The sequence below is a fragment of the Streptomyces europaeiscabiei genome, assembly GCF_036346855.1.
Lineage (GTDB): Bacteria > Actinomycetota > Actinomycetes > Streptomycetales > Streptomycetaceae > Streptomyces > Streptomyces europaeiscabiei.
The window spans coordinates 3,231,644-3,245,741 of record NZ_CP107841.1; the positions used below are offsets into that span (position 1 = coordinate 3,231,644).

Annotated in this window: 15 protein-coding genes and 1 pseudogene; 10 read left to right on the forward strand and 6 right to left on the reverse strand. The window is 69.8% G+C overall.

Going from position 1 to position 14,098, the window contains the following annotated elements; genetic code table 11:
- Nucleotides 1–116 precede the first annotated feature (116 nt).
- Nucleotides 117–1,130, reverse strand: coding sequence for an aldo/keto reductase (locus OG858_RS13995; protein WP_328544836.1), 1,014 nt, complete (start codon nucleotides 1,128–1,130; stop codon nucleotides 117–119).
- Nucleotides 1,127–1,621, reverse strand: coding sequence for a MerR family transcriptional regulator (locus tag OG858_RS14000; protein ID WP_328544835.1), 495 nt, complete (start codon nucleotides 1,619–1,621; stop codon nucleotides 1,127–1,129). The genes OG858_RS13995 and OG858_RS14000 overlap by 4 nt, the downstream gene beginning before the upstream one ends.
- A gap of 96 nt (nucleotides 1,622–1,717) precedes the next feature.
- Between OG858_RS14000 and OG858_RS14005 the strand changes: the two genes are divergently transcribed.
- The 3 genes and pseudogenes from OG858_RS14005 to OG858_RS14020 form a co-directional block, all read left to right on the forward strand.
- The gene (locus OG858_RS14005; RefSeq protein WP_319064697.1) at nucleotides 1,718–2,194 is read left to right on the forward strand and encodes a GNAT family N-acetyltransferase; all 477 of its coding nucleotides are present in this window, start codon (nucleotides 1,718–1,720) and stop codon (nucleotides 2,192–2,194) included.
- Between the two features lie 19 nt (nucleotides 2,195–2,213).
- Nucleotides 2,214–3,035 carry a serine hydrolase domain-containing protein gene (locus OG858_RS14010; protein ID WP_319318762.1) on the forward strand — a complete coding sequence of 274 codons (822 nt, stop codon included), beginning with the start codon at nucleotides 2,214–2,216 and terminating at the stop codon, nucleotides 3,033–3,035.
- A 198-nt stretch (nucleotides 3,036–3,233) separates the two neighbouring features.
- Nucleotides 3,234–3,425, forward strand: a pseudogene (locus OG858_RS14020) (LamG-like jellyroll fold domain-containing protein); the annotation flags it as partial.
- Between the two features lie 67 nt (nucleotides 3,426–3,492).
- Here the strand turns inward: OG858_RS14020 and OG858_RS14025 are convergent.
- Nucleotides 3,493–4,197: a response regulator gene (locus OG858_RS14025; protein ID WP_086746106.1), complete on the reverse strand. Its 705-nt coding sequence runs from the start codon at nucleotides 4,195–4,197 to the stop codon at nucleotides 3,493–3,495.
- Between the two features lie 27 nt (nucleotides 4,198–4,224).
- Nucleotides 4,225–5,400 (reverse strand): sensor histidine kinase, encoded by a 1,176-nt coding sequence (locus OG858_RS14030; protein ID WP_256960120.1) that lies wholly within the window; start codon nucleotides 5,398–5,400, stop codon nucleotides 4,225–4,227.
- Between the two features lie 259 nt (nucleotides 5,401–5,659).
- Here OG858_RS14030 and OG858_RS14035 point away from each other — a divergent pair, with 259 nt between their 5' ends.
- On the forward strand, nucleotides 5,660–6,049 hold the full coding sequence (locus OG858_RS14035) for a hypothetical protein (RefSeq protein WP_256960119.1): 390 nt from the start codon (nucleotides 5,660–5,662) through the stop codon (nucleotides 6,047–6,049).
- A 301-nt stretch (nucleotides 6,050–6,350) separates the two neighbouring features.
- On the opposite strand, the gene OG858_RS14040 is transcribed toward OG858_RS14035, so the two are convergent.
- Nucleotides 6,351–7,481 carry an RNA-guided endonuclease InsQ/TnpB family protein gene (locus tag OG858_RS14040; RefSeq protein WP_328545335.1) on the reverse strand — a complete coding sequence of 377 codons (1,131 nt, stop codon included), beginning with the start codon at nucleotides 7,479–7,481 and terminating at the stop codon, nucleotides 6,351–6,353.
- Between the two features lie 50 nt (nucleotides 7,482–7,531).
- On the opposite strand from OG858_RS14040, the gene tnpA reads away from it, so the two are divergent.
- Nucleotides 7,532–7,960 (forward strand): IS200/IS605 family transposase, encoded by a 429-nt coding sequence (gene tnpA / locus OG858_RS14045; protein WP_086747703.1) that lies wholly within the window; start codon nucleotides 7,532–7,534, stop codon nucleotides 7,958–7,960.
- Between the two features lie 258 nt (nucleotides 7,961–8,218).
- Here tnpA and OG858_RS14050 read toward each other — a convergent pair whose 3' ends face one another.
- Nucleotides 8,219–8,881: a pirin family protein gene (locus OG858_RS14050; RefSeq protein ID WP_408059398.1), complete on the reverse strand. Its 663-nt coding sequence runs from the start codon at nucleotides 8,879–8,881 to the stop codon at nucleotides 8,219–8,221.
- A gap of 224 nt (nucleotides 8,882–9,105) precedes the next feature.
- Between OG858_RS14050 and fasR the strand changes: the two genes are divergently transcribed.
- From fasR to fabF, 5 genes are all read left to right on the forward strand, one after another.
- Nucleotides 9,106–10,308 carry a fatty acid biosynthesis transcriptional regulator FasR gene (gene fasR / locus OG858_RS14055; protein ID WP_086753141.1) on the forward strand — a complete coding sequence of 401 codons (1,203 nt, stop codon included), beginning with the start codon at nucleotides 9,106–9,108 and terminating at the stop codon, nucleotides 10,306–10,308.
- A gap of 89 nt (nucleotides 10,309–10,397) precedes the next feature.
- Entirely contained in the window at nucleotides 10,398–11,312 is a 915-nt protein-coding gene (locus tag OG858_RS14060) for an ACP S-malonyltransferase (RefSeq protein ID WP_086753139.1), read from the forward strand.
- Nucleotides 11,313–11,325: 13 nt separating this feature from the next.
- The gene (locus OG858_RS14065) at nucleotides 11,326–12,357 is read left to right on the forward strand and encodes a ketoacyl-ACP synthase III (protein ID WP_086753137.1); all 1,032 of its coding nucleotides are present in this window, start codon (nucleotides 11,326–11,328) and stop codon (nucleotides 12,355–12,357) included.
- Nucleotides 12,358–12,469: 112 nt separating this feature from the next.
- Nucleotides 12,470–12,718: an acyl carrier protein gene (locus OG858_RS14070; protein WP_037704453.1), complete on the forward strand. Its 249-nt coding sequence runs from the start codon at nucleotides 12,470–12,472 to the stop codon at nucleotides 12,716–12,718.
- A gap of 96 nt (nucleotides 12,719–12,814) precedes the next feature.
- The gene (gene fabF / locus OG858_RS14075) at nucleotides 12,815–14,086 is read left to right on the forward strand and encodes a beta-ketoacyl-ACP synthase II (RefSeq protein ID WP_037704452.1); all 1,272 of its coding nucleotides are present in this window, start codon (nucleotides 12,815–12,817) and stop codon (nucleotides 14,084–14,086) included.
- The last annotated feature ends 12 nt before the right edge of the window (nucleotides 14,087–14,098 follow it).

The window sequence follows — 14,098 nt, forward strand, 5'->3', positions numbered from 1 at the left end:
TGGCTTGTCGCGCAGTTCCTCGCGCCCTCAAAAGCAAAAGCCCTCGCCGCCCCTGGCCGAACAGTTCGCGTCGCCCCGTCCGAACAGTTCGCCTCGCCCCGTCCGAAAGCTCTGGTCTACTCCCTGCCTGCCGACGTGAACCGCATGTCCGCGTAGCGGTCGCCCGCCACCTGGGTCGCTATCGGTTCCAGCAGGGTCATGTCGTCCTCGCCGAGGACGATCCGGGTGGCCGCCGTGTTCTCCTGCACCCTGCCGGGCTTGCGGGTGCCCGGGATGGGGACCACGGGCAGGCCGTGCATGGCGGCCTGTTGGTGGACCCAGGCCAGGGCGACCTGGCCGAGGGTGGCGTCGTGGCTCTCGGCGACCTTGCGGACGGGGTCGAGGAGAGTCGCGTTGGCGGTGGCGTTGTCGCCCGTGAAGCGGGGCTGTTGGCGGCGGAAGTCGTCGGCGGTGAGGTCCTCGGCCTTGGCGAAGGAGCCGGTGAGGAAGCCCCGACCGAGGGGGGAGTAGGCGACGAGGGTGATGCCGAGATCGCGGGCGGTGGGGACGACGTTCGCCTCGATGTCCCGGCTGAAGAGGGACCACTCGGACTGCAGGGCGGCGATGGGGTGCACGGCGTGGGCCGCGCGAAGTTCGGCGGCCGTGACCTCGCTGAGGCCCAGCTGCTTGGCCTTGCCCTCGCGGACCAGCTCGGCCATGACGCCGACGGTCTCCTCGATGGGGACGCTCACGTCACGGCGGTGCATGTAGTAGAGGTCGATCACGTCGACGTCGAGACGGCGCAGACTCCCCTCGACGGACTCGCGGATGTACGCCGCGTCGTTGCGGATGATCCGCTTGGTCGGGTCGTCGGGATCGATCGCCAGACCGAACTTGGTGGCGATGACGACGTCGTCGCGGTACGCCTTGAAGAAGGGGGAGAGGAACCTCTCGTTCTCCCCGGCGCCGTACGCGTGCGCCGTGTCGTAGAGCGTGACGCCCAGTTCCAGCGCGCGCTCCAGGGTGGCCCTGGACTCCGCCGCGTCCGAGGGGCCGTACGCGAAGCTCATGCCCATACAGCCGAGGCCCTGTACGCCGACCTCCGGCCCGTCGGTGCCAAGCCGTGCCTTCGCGATCCTGCCGTCCGTCATGAGGCCCTCTCCGACGCCAGGGCCTGCCCGGCGTCAGCATAGAAGTTGATCTTGCGGTCGAGCACGTTCAGGGTGCCCTGGAGCTCGGCGATCCGGGACAGGACGTCCTGCCTGGTCGCCTTGAGCAGTTCGAAGCGCTCGGAGTAGGTGTCGTCGCCCTCGCGCACCAGTTCCGCGTACCGGACCATGTCGGCGACCGGCATGCCGGTCAGCCGGAGCTTGCCGACCAGGTCGAGCCAGTCCAGGTCGCGGTTGCGGTAGCGGCGCTGGCCGGTGTGGGAACGGTCGATGTGCGGCATCAGTCCGATCCGCTCGTACCAGCGCAGCGTGTGCGCCGTCAGACCGGTGAGGTCGACGACCTCGCTGATCGTGTACCTGTCCTGCCCGTCCGGCCGGCGCGGCTTCGGCGGTGGACCGGCGCAACTGTCGGTACCGGCGGCACTCGTGGCACTCGTGGCACTCGCCGTACTCGTGGTCTCCATCACCGTCATGCCCCCCACGCTAAAACCTTGGAGTGCGCTCCAAGCAAGCGATTACGGTGAGAAAACACGAGGACGTGACGTGATCCCGCTGGTTAGCGTGCGGGCATGGGTCTTGTACGACGTGCCACGGCCGAGGACGCGGTGGAAGTGCTCCGGCTGCGCCAGGTGATGATCGACTCGATGTCGCCCCCGGGGTCGGGTGGTCCGACCGACTGGCACGCCGAGTCCCTGCCCACGCTGCGCCGCCGACTCGCCGGTTCCGACGGGGAGTTCGCGGCGTTCGTCGTCGACCGTCCGGAGCGGCCGGGCACGCTCGCCGCGCTGGTGGTGGGGACGATCGACTACCGGATCGGGAAGCCCGGCAACCCGCGCGGCGCGGTCGGGCACGTCTTCAGCGTGGCCACCGACCCGGACTGCCGGCGCCGGGGCTACGCCCGTGCCTGCATGGAAGCCCTTGTCGACTGGTTCCGCGAGGTCGGCGCCGGATACGTCCATCTGACCGCCTCCACCGACGCCGAGCCGCTGTACGAGTCGATGGGCTTCCGGCGCAGGCCCGACCCCTTGATGCAACTGGACCTCTGAGCCGCTTAGGCTCGTGAACATGTCTCTGCAGAGCTTCGCGTTGATCGAGAACTGGCCGGTTCCCACGGCCGCCGCGGCCGTCGTACGGGCGGACGGAACCGTCCTCGGGACCCACGGTCCGCTCGGGCACCGCTTCCCGCTGGCCTCGGTCACCAAGCCGCTCGCCGCGTACGCCGCGCTGGTCGCGTACGAGGAGGGGGCGATCGAGCTGGACGAGGCGGCGGGGCCGGCGGGGTCGACCGTGCGGCATCTGCTGGCGCACACCTCGGGGCTGGCCTTCGACGAGCACCGGGTGACGGCGGCGCCGGGGGTGCGGCGGCTGTACTCCAACGCCGGGTTCGAGGCGCTCGGGGACCATGTGGCCAAGGCGGCGGACATCCCGTTCGCGGAGTACGCGCGGCAGGCGGTGCTGGAACCGCTGGGGATGACGTCCACCTCCCTCGACGGTTCCCCCGCGAAGGACGGCGTCTCGACCGTCGACGACCTGGTGCGGTTCGCCGCCGAGGTGCAGGCGCCCCGGCTGCTGGACCCGCGGACGGTCGCGGAGGCGATGACCGTGCAGTACCCGGGCACGAAGGGCGTCCTGCCGGGCTACGGGCACCAGAACCCCAACGACTGGGGGCTCGGCTTCGAGATCCGGGACTCCAAGGCACCGCACTGGACGGGGACTTCGTCATCACCGGGGACGTTCGGGCACTTCGGGCAGTCGGGGACGTTCCTGTGGATCGACCCGGCGGCAGGGGTGGCGTGTGTCGCGCTGACGGACCGGGCGTTCGGGCCGTGGGCGGTCGAGGCATGGACGCCGTTCACGGACGCCGTGCTCGCAGAGTTGCGGGGCTGAGGTACTTCTGATCACCGGGCGGCCTCACCCTCCGCCCGGCGTCTTGGGCAGGCACTCGAACCACACCCTCTTGCCCCTCCTGCCGGGGTGCGGCTCCACCCCCCACCGGTCGGTGACCGCCTCGACGAGCAGCAGGCCACGCCCGCCTTCGGCGAGTGCGTCTGCGGTTGCCGGGACGGGCAGTCGCGAGCAACTGCCGACGGATGCCCGGTGGCGCGCAATCCGTCGACGCGGCCGACCGGGCTCACGGCGCTCGGGCTGCCCTGGCTGCTGGGCGGGTACGGGTACGGATACGCCGGGAAGATCGACCAGATCCTGCACGGCTGGATCGGCGACGTCCGGATCGCCGAACGGGCCCTGGCCCTGGCCGAGTTCATGGACGCGGGCTGAGCGCGCCCCGTCCGGTCGTCCGGCCGTCCGGTCGTCCGGCCGTCCGCCGCGAACCCCGATGGCGGTGTCAGAGGAGTTCACCGGAGCCTCGCCGCGGAGGGGCCGGCTGGTAACGCTTCGGCGTGACCAGACCGGTTTCGTAGGCGTGGACGACGGCTTGGGCACGGCTGGACAGGTCGAGCTTGGTCATCGTCCGGTTGATGTGGGTCTTCACGGTCGCCGTGCTGAGGACGAGCCGTTCGGCGATCTCGGTGTTGGACAGGCCGGTGCCCACCATGCGCAGAACCTCGAGCTCGCGAGGGGTGAGCGATCCCGTCCGAGGTGGGATTTCAGCCGTCGGCTCCGGGGAGAGCACGTAAGCCTCGATCAGGCGGCGGGTGACGCTGGGGGAGAAGAGCATGTCGCCGGACGCGACGGTCTCGATCGCCGCGAACAGCCGGTCGGGCGGGGTGCCCTTGAGGAGGAACCCGCAGGCACCGACCCGTAAAGCCTCGTAGACGTACCTGTCGAGGTCGAAGGTGGTCAGGACGATCACCCGGGGTGGCGGGTCGGCCGCCGCGCCAACGATCTGTCCGGTGGCGGTGATCCCGTCGCCGTGCGGCATACGGATGTCCATCAGGATCACGTCGGGCTTGCAGGCCGCCGCCAGGCGCACGGCTTCCTCACCGCCCGAGGCCTCACCCGCGACCAGGATGCCCGGTGCCCTGTCCAGCAGGGTGACCAGACCGGTGCGGAAGACGAGGTCGTCGTCGACGACGAGCACGGTGGGCATCCCCGCTGTCCTCCCTCTTCCGGTCGGCTAATCGGGCCGGCTCAGCCGGGAGTCCGTACTCCCCGCCGGGATGGGCAGGTTGAGTTCCACCTCGAACCCGCCCTGCGGCCGGGGACCGGTGGTGAGCACCCCGCCGAAGATCCTGGCCCGCTCCCGCATGCCGATCAAGCCGTAACCGGTCGATCCTGTGCTGTTGGCCGGAACTGGCTGCTGCCCGTTGTCACAGACCTGGATCAAGAGTGAGTCGCCGCCGTACCGCACCAGTACGGTGGCTCGGCAGGGGCGGGCATGCTTGGCCGCGTTGGTCAGCGCCTCCTGGACGATCCGGTAGGCGCTCTGCCCCATCCCGGTCGGCAGTCGCCGCGCGGCTCCTTCGATCCGCAGCCGGACCGGCATGTCGGCGGTGGTGATCCCCTGGACCAGTTCGCCGAGCCGGTCCAGGCCGGGCGCCGGCGTGTACGAGTCGTCGTCGGCGCCTTCCGGGCCGACCCTCAGGAGGTCCAGCATGCTCCGCATCTCCGCCAGCCCCTCCCGGCCGCTGGCCCCGATGGTCTCGAGCGCCTGGCGTGCCGTCAGCGGTTCCGTGCTGAACACATAGTTGGCCAGGTCGGCGTGCTGGGCGATCACCGCCATGTGGTGGGCGACCACATCGTGGAGTTCCCGGGCGATGCGCATCCGCTCCTCGGTGACCGCCTGGCGGGCCCGCTCCTCCTGCTCCCTGCGCAGTTGTTCGGTCACGGCGGCCAGCTGCCGGTTGCGCTCGGCCAGTCGGCGGGTGCCGTTGCCGACCAGCCAGACGACAACCGGAACCGCCAGGGCCTGTACGACGGGGAGCAGGATGCCGAGTTCCGGCACGGTCAGACCGCTGTAGAGGATGACGGCGGCGGTCAGCGCCGCGGCGGCCGCCGCCGTCCTCGGAGACCGGTGGGCGGCAACGCTGTACAGCGCGATCACGGGGGTCCAGAAGTTCAGCGACGGCTGATAGCCAGCCATCAGGTACGCGGCGAATGCCAGGCAGGAGACCACCAGCACCGGCACGGGGGCCCGTCGGCGCAGCGCGAGCGGAAGGTTGATCAGGACGCTCAGCGCGTACGCGAGAGCATCGAACCGTTCCCACCCCGCGGGGTGGTACTGCTCGCCGGCGATCAGTGAGGCAGCGGTCACACCCACGGCCAGCAGGGCATCGGCAATCCGCGGATCCATATCGCCGAGTCGGGCGACCGGCAATGCCCTCGTGCGCATCGGAACAGGCTACGGGCCCGGTGGGCACGCGGCCATCAACCCGGCGACGGACCTGCCTACCGCACAGGTTGACACCCGACGGACTTGGTACCGCGCAGGTTTACCCCGTTCCTCAACTCCCGGGCTGACGCCCCCGGAGCATGGATGCGGGACCGTACACGGGCTGCACGCCGCACCGTCATCGCGTGCACCAGTGATGGATACGACAAAGGAGATGCACGTGTTTCACGCACTGTCACAGCACCACCGGGTACGGGTACTCATCATGGCCGTGGCCACCCTCCTGATGGCGTTCGCCAGCACCGTGGCGATGTCACCGTCGGCCCATGCCGCCGCGCAGGCGGACAACTGTGCCTACCTCCTTCCTTCCACCAACGGTGGCGGAGCAGGCACCCTCAAGATAAGCACCAACCTCAAGAACTGGCCCCAGGCCAACTGCGACAACGTCGGCTACGTCAACTCCGGCAAGGTGTTCTACTACTGGTGCAAGGTCATCAACGTGCACGGCAACGAGTGGATGTACGGCCGCATCGCGGGGACCTCGACCGAAGGCTGGACATCGATGGCCAACCTTTCCACCTATGACTCGTCGGGCATCGCCTCGTGCTAGGGCCTGTGTGATGTCGTGATCAACCGGCTGCTCGCAAGAGATCTTCGAGCCAGATCGTCGAGGCACGGAGTTGGAGGCCGGCGAGGTGGCTCTCGGGCGTCATGTCGAAGCCTGTGGCGATGCCGCGCCAGTCCTTCAGCCGGTTGATCAGGCCCCGTCGCGCGACGGAAACCGGTCGACCGACCGGATGGCCGACCGGATGGCCGGCTTGTCTCCAGTCAACTTGACCCGGCCCTGAAGGACCGGGCTTGGAGGTAGTGCCCAGCTGGCTGCTGGGGTGGACTCCTCCGTCCAGACACCCCTATGGGGTGGCAGGGACGCGTGACTCACGCCCCGCATTCCACACGCTCTCGCCACGGGTGGCGATGTTGTGGGATGCGTTCCGGTCGGCGTGGGCAACGACCCCGCACCTCCGGCAGATGAAGAGCCCCTGGTCGACACGGTTTCGCTTGTCGACGTGGCCGCACTCGGCGCACGTCTGCGACGTGTACGCGGGATCGACGAAGACCAGGGGTACCCCGGCCCGCTTGGCCTTGTAGACGATGAAGTCTGCGAGCTGGGCGAAGGCCCAGGAGTGGAGTGCGACCCGTTGGGGCTTGCGGAGCCGTACCCGGTTGCGGATGCCCTTGAGTTCTTCGAGGGACAGGCCGCGTCCGGTGCGTTCAGCCTCGGTCACGATCGTCTTGGAGATGATGTGGTTCTGGTTGGCGGCGTGCCGCGCCTCTTTGCGGGCACGGGCCTTGAGCCGCCGCTTGGCGGACTTGGTGCGCTTCTTCTGGAGCTTGGCGCGCAGGGCAAGCTGTCGCTTGCGGTACCGGTTGAGTCCCCGCCCCGCGGCGAGGTAGCCGGTGGAGGCGGTGGCGATGTTCTCGATGCCGAGGTCCACGCCGATGAAGCCGTCCGGCTCGTAACTCTCGGCCTCGGGCACGTCACAGGTGGCGACGAGGTAGAACACGCCGTCGCGCTGGATCAGGTCGGATTCGCCCTGCCGGTGCGCCTGGAGCGTCTTGAGCGCGTCGGCGGAGCAGGCGAAGCGGATGTTCCTGGCTCGGCCGTCCACGGTCCAGACGGACACGGTCCGCTGGTCGTGCTGCCAGCTCAGACACCGGTCGTCATACGGCTGTGCGGCTTCGGGGCGAAAGGTGACCGGCTTGGACTCAGCCCTGCGGCGGCGCTTCGAGCCCTCCTTGCCGAGGTTCCCGGCACGGATGTTGGCCTTGAGCGTGGTGTACGAGTCGCGCACCTTCTTGATGACGTGTTGCGCGGCCTGCGCTCCCAGCCCACGGGTCTTGAGTTCGGCGTAGGTGTGCTTGCGCAGCTCGTACTCACGCGGCACACCGCGCTCGAACGCCACCTGTGACACCCAGTTCGCGGCATCGTTGACCGTGCGCAGGGTGCGCTCAAGCGCGGATGCCTGCACGGCGTCCGGCATGAGTTTGACCTGCGTCACGATCTTCACGAGAGTGATCGTAGCATTGATCTATGTCACCACGCTGGGAGCCAAACCCCGATATCCGCAGGGGCCGTAGCGTCGTCTGCACCCTGCATGCGCACTTGGTCTTCACCCCCAAGTACCGGCGCGGACCGTTCACCGACGAGATCCTTCGGCGCTGCGAAGAGGTCATGCGCGACGTGTGCACCGACTTCGGCGCGGAGCTGCGGGAGTTCAACGGCGAACGCGATCACGTCCACCTGCTCGTGCATTACCCGCCCAAGGTCGCCATCTCCCGGCTCGTCGGCTCCCTCAAGGGCGTCTCCGCCCGGCGCCTGCGGCAGGAGTTCCCCGGCCACATCCGCAAGTACCTGTGGGGTGAGCACTTCTGGTCGCCGTCCTACTTCGCCGCCTCATGCGGGGGCGCCCCGCTCGCCGTCATCAAGGAGTACATCGAGAACCAGAAACGTCCCGACTGAGGCCAACAGTGCAGACCCTGCACCCGTGCACGTCAGAGCAGTGTTAAGAAGCGTTTCCTCCCGGGCGTGAACGCCCGGGGTTCCGCGCTAGATCATGCTGAAGTCGATCTCCACGATGTCGCGGCCGTTGGTGGCGTACGCGAAGGACAGGCCCAGCTTGCGCGCGAACGGCGCGACGTCGTCGCCTCGTCCCTTCGGGAACTACGGGAACTACGGGAACTACGGGTTGAGCCCACCGAGAGCTGCGCTCACCCCCGCTCAGTCCCCCAACTCCCAGACCAGCACCTCGGCCGGGGCGGAGACGGCGACCAGTTCCAGCCCCTTCTCCCCCTCGGCCCGCACCGCGTCCCCGGGCCCCAGCTCGTGCGGCCCGAGCCGCACGGCACCCCGTACGACGTGCACGTACGCCCGCGCCGCGTCCGGCACCGCGGTCCGCTCCCCCGCCGTGCCCAGCCGCCGGACGTGCAGCACGGCACCCGCCTCGGGAACGGCGTACGGGGTGGAGTCGGCGATGCCGTGGACGACCTCGTACGCGGGGTCGCCGCCCGGGTCCAGCGGGGCCAGCCACATCTGCACGAAGGTGAGCGGCACGGAGCCGTCGTTGCGCTCGACATGCCGCACCCCGCCCGCCGAGCTGAGCCGCTGGACGTCACCGGGGCGGACGACCGTCTCGCGGCCGATGGTGTCGCGGTGGGTCAGTTCGCCCTCGACGACCCAGGTGACGATCTCGGTGTGGCTGTGCGGATGCTCGTCGAACCCGGCACCGGAAGCGAGCCGCTCCTCGTTGCAGGCGATCACCGCCCCGAACCGGAGATTGTCGGGGTCGTAGTGCGAGCCGAACGAGAAGGCGTGCAAGGAGACGATCCCGGACTCCGGATCACCACCGGGGTAGCGCGCACCGGCGCGCCGCAGCTCCATCACGCACCCACGGTATCCCCGGCCCGAGCGCTGGGCACCGGCCGGCACCGTCCAGCCCGTCCAGCCCGTCCAGCCCGTCCGGCGCTTCAGGGCGAGGCCGTCCGGGCCGAAAGCGGGGGCCCGGGGGCGGCAGCCCCTGCCGGAGACGCACCCCCGGGCAGACGAACGCACCCCCGGCCCACACACCCACGGCGCAAGCGAGCGCAGCGATAAGGCAGTCTTGTCCCGTGCCCGAACCCGAAACCAGCAGGCCCGCATCCGCACCGCCCGTCCACCCGCACATCGCGACACTGAAGCGGCTGGAGAAGTCGTCCGGGAGCCTCGCCGCGCAGGCCATCGCGCGGATGGACGAGACGCTGCCCTGGTACCGGGCGATGCCGCCCGAGAACCGGTCGTGGATCGGGCTGGTCGCCCAGGCCGGTATCGCCGCGTTCACGGAGTGGTTCCGGCATCCCGACGCCCCGCAGGCCATCTCGACGGATGTGTTCGGGACCGCGCCGCGTGAACTGACCCGGGCGATCACGCTCCGGCAGACCGTGGAGATGGTGCGCACGACCATCGAGGTCATGGAGTCCGCCATCGACGAGGTGGCCGCGCCCGGCGACGAGAGCGTGCTCCGCGAGGCCCTGCTCGTCTACGCGCGGGAGATCGCCTTCGCCACCGCGCAGGTGTACGCGCAGGCCGCCGAGGCACGCGGCGCCTGGGACGCCCGCCTGGAGTCCCTGGTCGTGAACGCGGTGCTCAGCGGTGAGGCCGACGAGGGGGCGGTGAGCAGGGCCGCCGCGCTCGGCTGGAACTCGCCCGACCATGTCTGTGTGGTCCTCGGCACCGCCCCGGACGGCGACAGCGAGCTGACCGTGGAGGCCATCCGGCGCGCGGCGCGGCACGCCAAGCTGCAGGTGCTCACCGGTGTGCTCGGCGACCGGCTGGTGGTGATCGCCGGCGGCGACAACGACCCGTTGCAGGTCGCGAAGTCGCTGATCGGGCCGTATGCGGCCGGTCCGGTGGTGGCCGGGCCGATCGTCCCCGACCTGCTGGCCGCGACCCGGTCGGCGCAGGCGGCTGCCGCGGGGCTCAAGGCCTGCACGGCGTGGCAGGACGCGCCCCGACCCGTTGTGGCGGACGATCTGCTTCCGGAGCGCGCGATCGCGGGCGACCCCAGTGCGCGCGAGCAACTGGTGGAGGAGATCTACAGACCGCTGGAGGAGGCCGGCTCCGCTCTCCTGGAGACGCTCAGCGTCTACCTCGAACAGGCCTCAAGTCTTGAGGGCGCGGCGCGGATGCTGTTCGTCCATCCCAACACCGTGCGCTACCGGCTCCGACGTGTGACTGACGTCACCGGCTGGTCGCCCTCCGATGTACGCTCGGCCTTCACCTTGCGGATCGCGCTGATCCTGGGGCGTCTGGTCGATGGGGATCCCCAGCTCTAGGGTTTTGTCGAAGGGCTACAAAACCCCTACGTGTTCTTCGTCCCTGTCCCCACGGGCGGCTGGAGCCGTCCTCAAGAGAGAGTGTGAGAGTGCTCGTACTCGTCGCTCCCGGCCAGGGCGCCCAGACGCCCGGCTTCCTGACTCCTTGGCTCGACCTCCCCGGTGCCGCCGACCGTCTCGGCGCGTGGTCGGACGCCATCGGACTGGACCTCGCCCACTACGGCACCGAGGCCGACGCCGACGCGATCCGCGACACCGCCGTGGCCCAGCCGCTGCTCGTGGCGGCCGGGCTGCTGTCCGCCGCCGCCCTGGGCGACGTAGTGCCCGGCGCGGTCGCCGGCCACAGCGTCGGCGAGATCACCGCCGCCGCGATCACCGGTGTCCTCGACGACACGGCCGCACTGACCCTCGTGCGCAAGCGGGGTCTGGCCATGGCCGAGGCCGCCGCGATCACCGCGACCGGCATGGCCGCGCTCCTCGGCGGCGACCCCGAGGTGACGATCCCGCACCTGGAGAAGCTGGGACTGACCCCGGCCAACGTGAACGGCGCGGGCCAGATCGTCGCCGCCGGCACCCTGGAGCAGCTGGCCGCCCTGGAGGCCGACATGCCCGAGGGCGTACGGCGCGTGGTCGCCCTCAAGGTCGCCGGCGCCTTCCACACGCACCACATGGCTCCCGCCGTGGACACCCTCGCCAAGGCCGCCGAGGAACTGTCGCCCGGGGACCCCACGGTCACCTATGTCTCGAACAAGGACGGGCAGGCCGTCGCCACCGGCGCCGAGGTGCTCTCCCGTCTCGTCGGTCAGGTCGCCAACCCGGTCCGCTGGGACCTGTGCATGGAGACCTTCAAGGAGCTGGGCGTGACCGCGCTCGTGGAGATGTGCCCCGGCGGCACGCTCACCGGTCTCGCCAAGCGTGCCCTGCCGGGCGTGGCCACGGTCGCGCTCAAGACACCCGACGACCTCGACGCCGCTCGCGCGCTCATCGCCGAGCACCAGAATTAGGAGCCCTGGAGCCATGTCGAAGATCAGGCCGAGCAAGGGCGCCCCGTACGCACGCATCCTCGGCGTGGGCGGTTACCGCCCGGTCCGGGTGGTGCCCAACGACGTGATCCTGGAGAAGATCGACTCGTCCGACGAGTGGATCCGTTCCCGCTCCGGCATCGAGACCCGGCACTGGGCGAACGACGAGGAGACCGTCGCCGCCATGTCCGTCGAGGCGTCCGGCAAGGCGATCGCCGACGCCGGGATCTCCGCCGAGCAGATCGGCGCGGTCGTCGTCTCGACCGTCTCGCACTTCAGCCAGACCCCGGCCGTCGCCACCGAGATCGCCGACAAGCTCGGTACGGCCAAGGCCGCCGCCTTCGACATCTCGGCCGGCTGCGCGGGCTTCGGCTACGGTCTGACGCTCGCCAAGGGCATGGTCGTCGAGGGCTCGGCGGAGTACGTCCTCGTCATCGGCGTCGAGCGGCTGTCCGACCTGACCGACCTGGAGGACCGGGCCACGGCCTTCCTCTTCGGTGACGGCGCCGGCGCGGTCGTCGTCGGCCCCTCCCAGGAGCCGCACATCGGCCCGACGGTGTGGGGCTCCGAGGGCGACAAGTCCGGCACGATCAAGCAGACGGTCCCGTGGGACGAGTACCGGATCGGTGACCTCGAAAAGCTCCCGCTCGACAGCGAGGGCAATGTCAAGTTCCCCGCGATCACGCAGGAGGGCCAGGCGGTCTTCCGCTGGGCCGTGTTCGAGATGGCGAAGGTCGCGCAGCAGGCGCTGGACGCGGCCGGGATCAGCTCGGACGACCTGGACGTCTTCATTCCCCACCAGGCCAACGAGCGGATCATCGACTCGATGGTGAAGACACTCAAGCTGCCGGAGCACGTCACGGTCGCGCGTGACGTGCGTACCACCGGCAACACCTCGGCAGCCTCGATCCCGCTCGCGATGGAGCGGCTCCTGGCGACCGGTGAGGCGAAGAGCGGCGACACCGCGCTCGTCATCGGCTTCGGGGCGGGTCTCGTGTACGCCGCGACGGTCGTTACCCTCCCCTAGGCACCCGCTGCCGGACCCTGTGGTCCGGCGCGGGACATGCACAACCTGCCGCTGACGCGGTGGGCCGCCCCACCCTCTGAAAACCTCTGAGAACTACGAAGGAGCGCCTCACATGGCCGCCACCCAGGAAGAGATCGTCGCCGGTCTCGCCGACATCGTGAACGAGATCGCCGGCATCCCGGTCGAGGACGTCCAGCTGGACAAGTCCTTCACCGACGACCTGGACGTCGACTCCCTGTCCATGGTCGAGGTCGTCGTCGCCGCCGAAGAGCGCTTCGACGTCAAGATCCCGGACGACGACGTCAAGAACCTCAAGACGGTCGGCGACGCGACCGACTACATCCTGAAGAACCAGGCCTGATCCGCGGATCGGGTTCGGACCGGTCCTGACCGGCCCGTTTGCCCCGCCACCCGGCGGTGGCGCCGCTGATCCTCGTAACCGTTGGAGAAAATTCCCGTGAGCTCGACCAATCGCACCGTGGTCGTCACCGGTATCGGCGCAACCACACCGCTGGGTGGCGACGCGACTTCCACCTGGGAGGGGCTGATCGCCGGCAAGTCCGGTGTCCGTCCCCTGGAGCAGGAGTGGGCCGCCGACCAGGCGGTCCGTATCGCCGCGCAGATCGCCGTGGAGCCGTCCGAGGTCATTCCCAGGCCGCAGGCCCGCCGTCTGGACCGCTCGGCGCAGTTCGCGCTGATCGCGGCCAAGGAGGCGTGGGCCGACGCCGGTTACACGGAGACCTCGGCCGACGAGGGCACCGTCGACGCGGACCGCGTCGGCGCGGTCATCGCCTCCGGTATCGGCGGTGTGACGACGCTGCTCGACCAGTACGACGTGTTGAAGGAGAAGGGCGTACGCCGCGTCTCCCCGCACACCGTGCCCATGCTGATGCCCAACGGCCCGTCCGCCAACGTCGGTCTGTACGTCGGCGCGCGTGCCGGTGTGCACACCCCGGTCTCCGCCTGCGCGTCGGGCGCCGAGGCCATCGGCTACGCCATCGAGATGATCCGCACCGGCCGCGCCGATGTCGTGATCGCCGGTGGCACCGAGGCCGCCATCCACCCGCTGCCGATCGCCGCGTTCGGCAACATGATGGCGATGTCCAAGAACAACGAGGACCCGCAGGGCGCCTCCCGTCCGTACGACACCGGCCGTGACGGCTTCGTCCTCGGCGAGGGTGCCGGTGTCGTCGTCCTGGAGTCGGCGGAGCACGCGGCGGCGCGGGGTGCCCGGGTCTACGCCGAGGCCGTGGGCCAGGGCATCTCCGCCGACGGCCACGACATCGTTCAGCCGGAGCCGGAGGGGCGGGGTATCGCCCAGGCCCTGAAGCACCTGCTGGAGAACACCGACCTGGACCCGGCGGAGATCGTGCACGTCAACGCGCACGGGACGTCGACGCCGGCCGGTGACATCGCCGAGCTGAAGGCGCTGCGGAAGGTGTTCGGTGACGACACCGACCACTTCGCGGTGTCCGCGACGAAGTCCATGACCGGGCATCTGCTCGGCGGTGCCGGTGGGGTGGAGACGGTGGCGACGGTGCTCGCGCTGTACCACCGGGTGGCTCCGCCGACGATCAATGTGAACGACCTCGACCCGGAGGCCGAGGCCAACGCGGACATCGTCCGCGGGGAGGCCCGCAAGCTGCCGGTCGAGGGGCGTATCGCTGCCCTCAACGACTCTTTCGGGTTCGGTGGGCACAACGTGGTGCTTGCGTTCAGGAGCGTCTGAGTTCTGCCCTGG

Excerpts from the sequence above, each read along its gene's own strand:
- OG858_RS14025 (WP_086746106.1), bottom strand. The coding sequence starts at position 4,197 with ATGCCCACCGTGCTCGTCGTCGACGACGACCTCGTCTTCCGCACCGGT.
- OG858_RS14065 (WP_086753137.1), top strand. The coding sequence starts at position 11,326 with ATGTCGAAGATCAGGCCGAGCAAGGGCGCCCCGTACGCACGCATCCTC.
- OG858_RS14040 (WP_328545335.1), bottom strand. The coding sequence starts at position 7,481 with ATGCCGGACGCCGTGCAGGCATCCGCGCTTGAGCGCACCCTGCGCACG.
- OG858_RS14030 (WP_256960120.1), bottom strand. The coding sequence starts at position 5,400 with ATGGATCCGCGGATTGCCGATGCCCTGCTGGCCGTGGGTGTGACCGCT.
- OG858_RS14070 (WP_037704453.1), top strand. The coding sequence starts at position 12,470 with ATGGCCGCCACCCAGGAAGAGATCGTCGCCGGTCTCGCCGACATCGTG.
- OG858_RS14000 (WP_328544835.1), bottom strand. The coding sequence starts at position 1,621 with ATGACGGTGATGGAGACCACGAGTACGGCGAGTGCCACGAGTGCCACG.
- OG858_RS14010 (WP_319318762.1), top strand. The coding sequence starts at position 2,214 with ATGTCTCTGCAGAGCTTCGCGTTGATCGAGAACTGGCCGGTTCCCACG.
- OG858_RS14005 (WP_319064697.1), top strand. The coding sequence starts at position 1,718 with ATGGGTCTTGTACGACGTGCCACGGCCGAGGACGCGGTGGAAGTGCTC.
- tnpA (WP_086747703.1), top strand. The coding sequence starts at position 7,532 with ATGTCACCACGCTGGGAGCCAAACCCCGATATCCGCAGGGGCCGTAGC.
- OG858_RS13995 (WP_328544836.1), bottom strand. The coding sequence starts at position 1,130 with ATGACGGACGGCAGGATCGCGAAGGCACGGCTTGGCACCGACGGGCCG.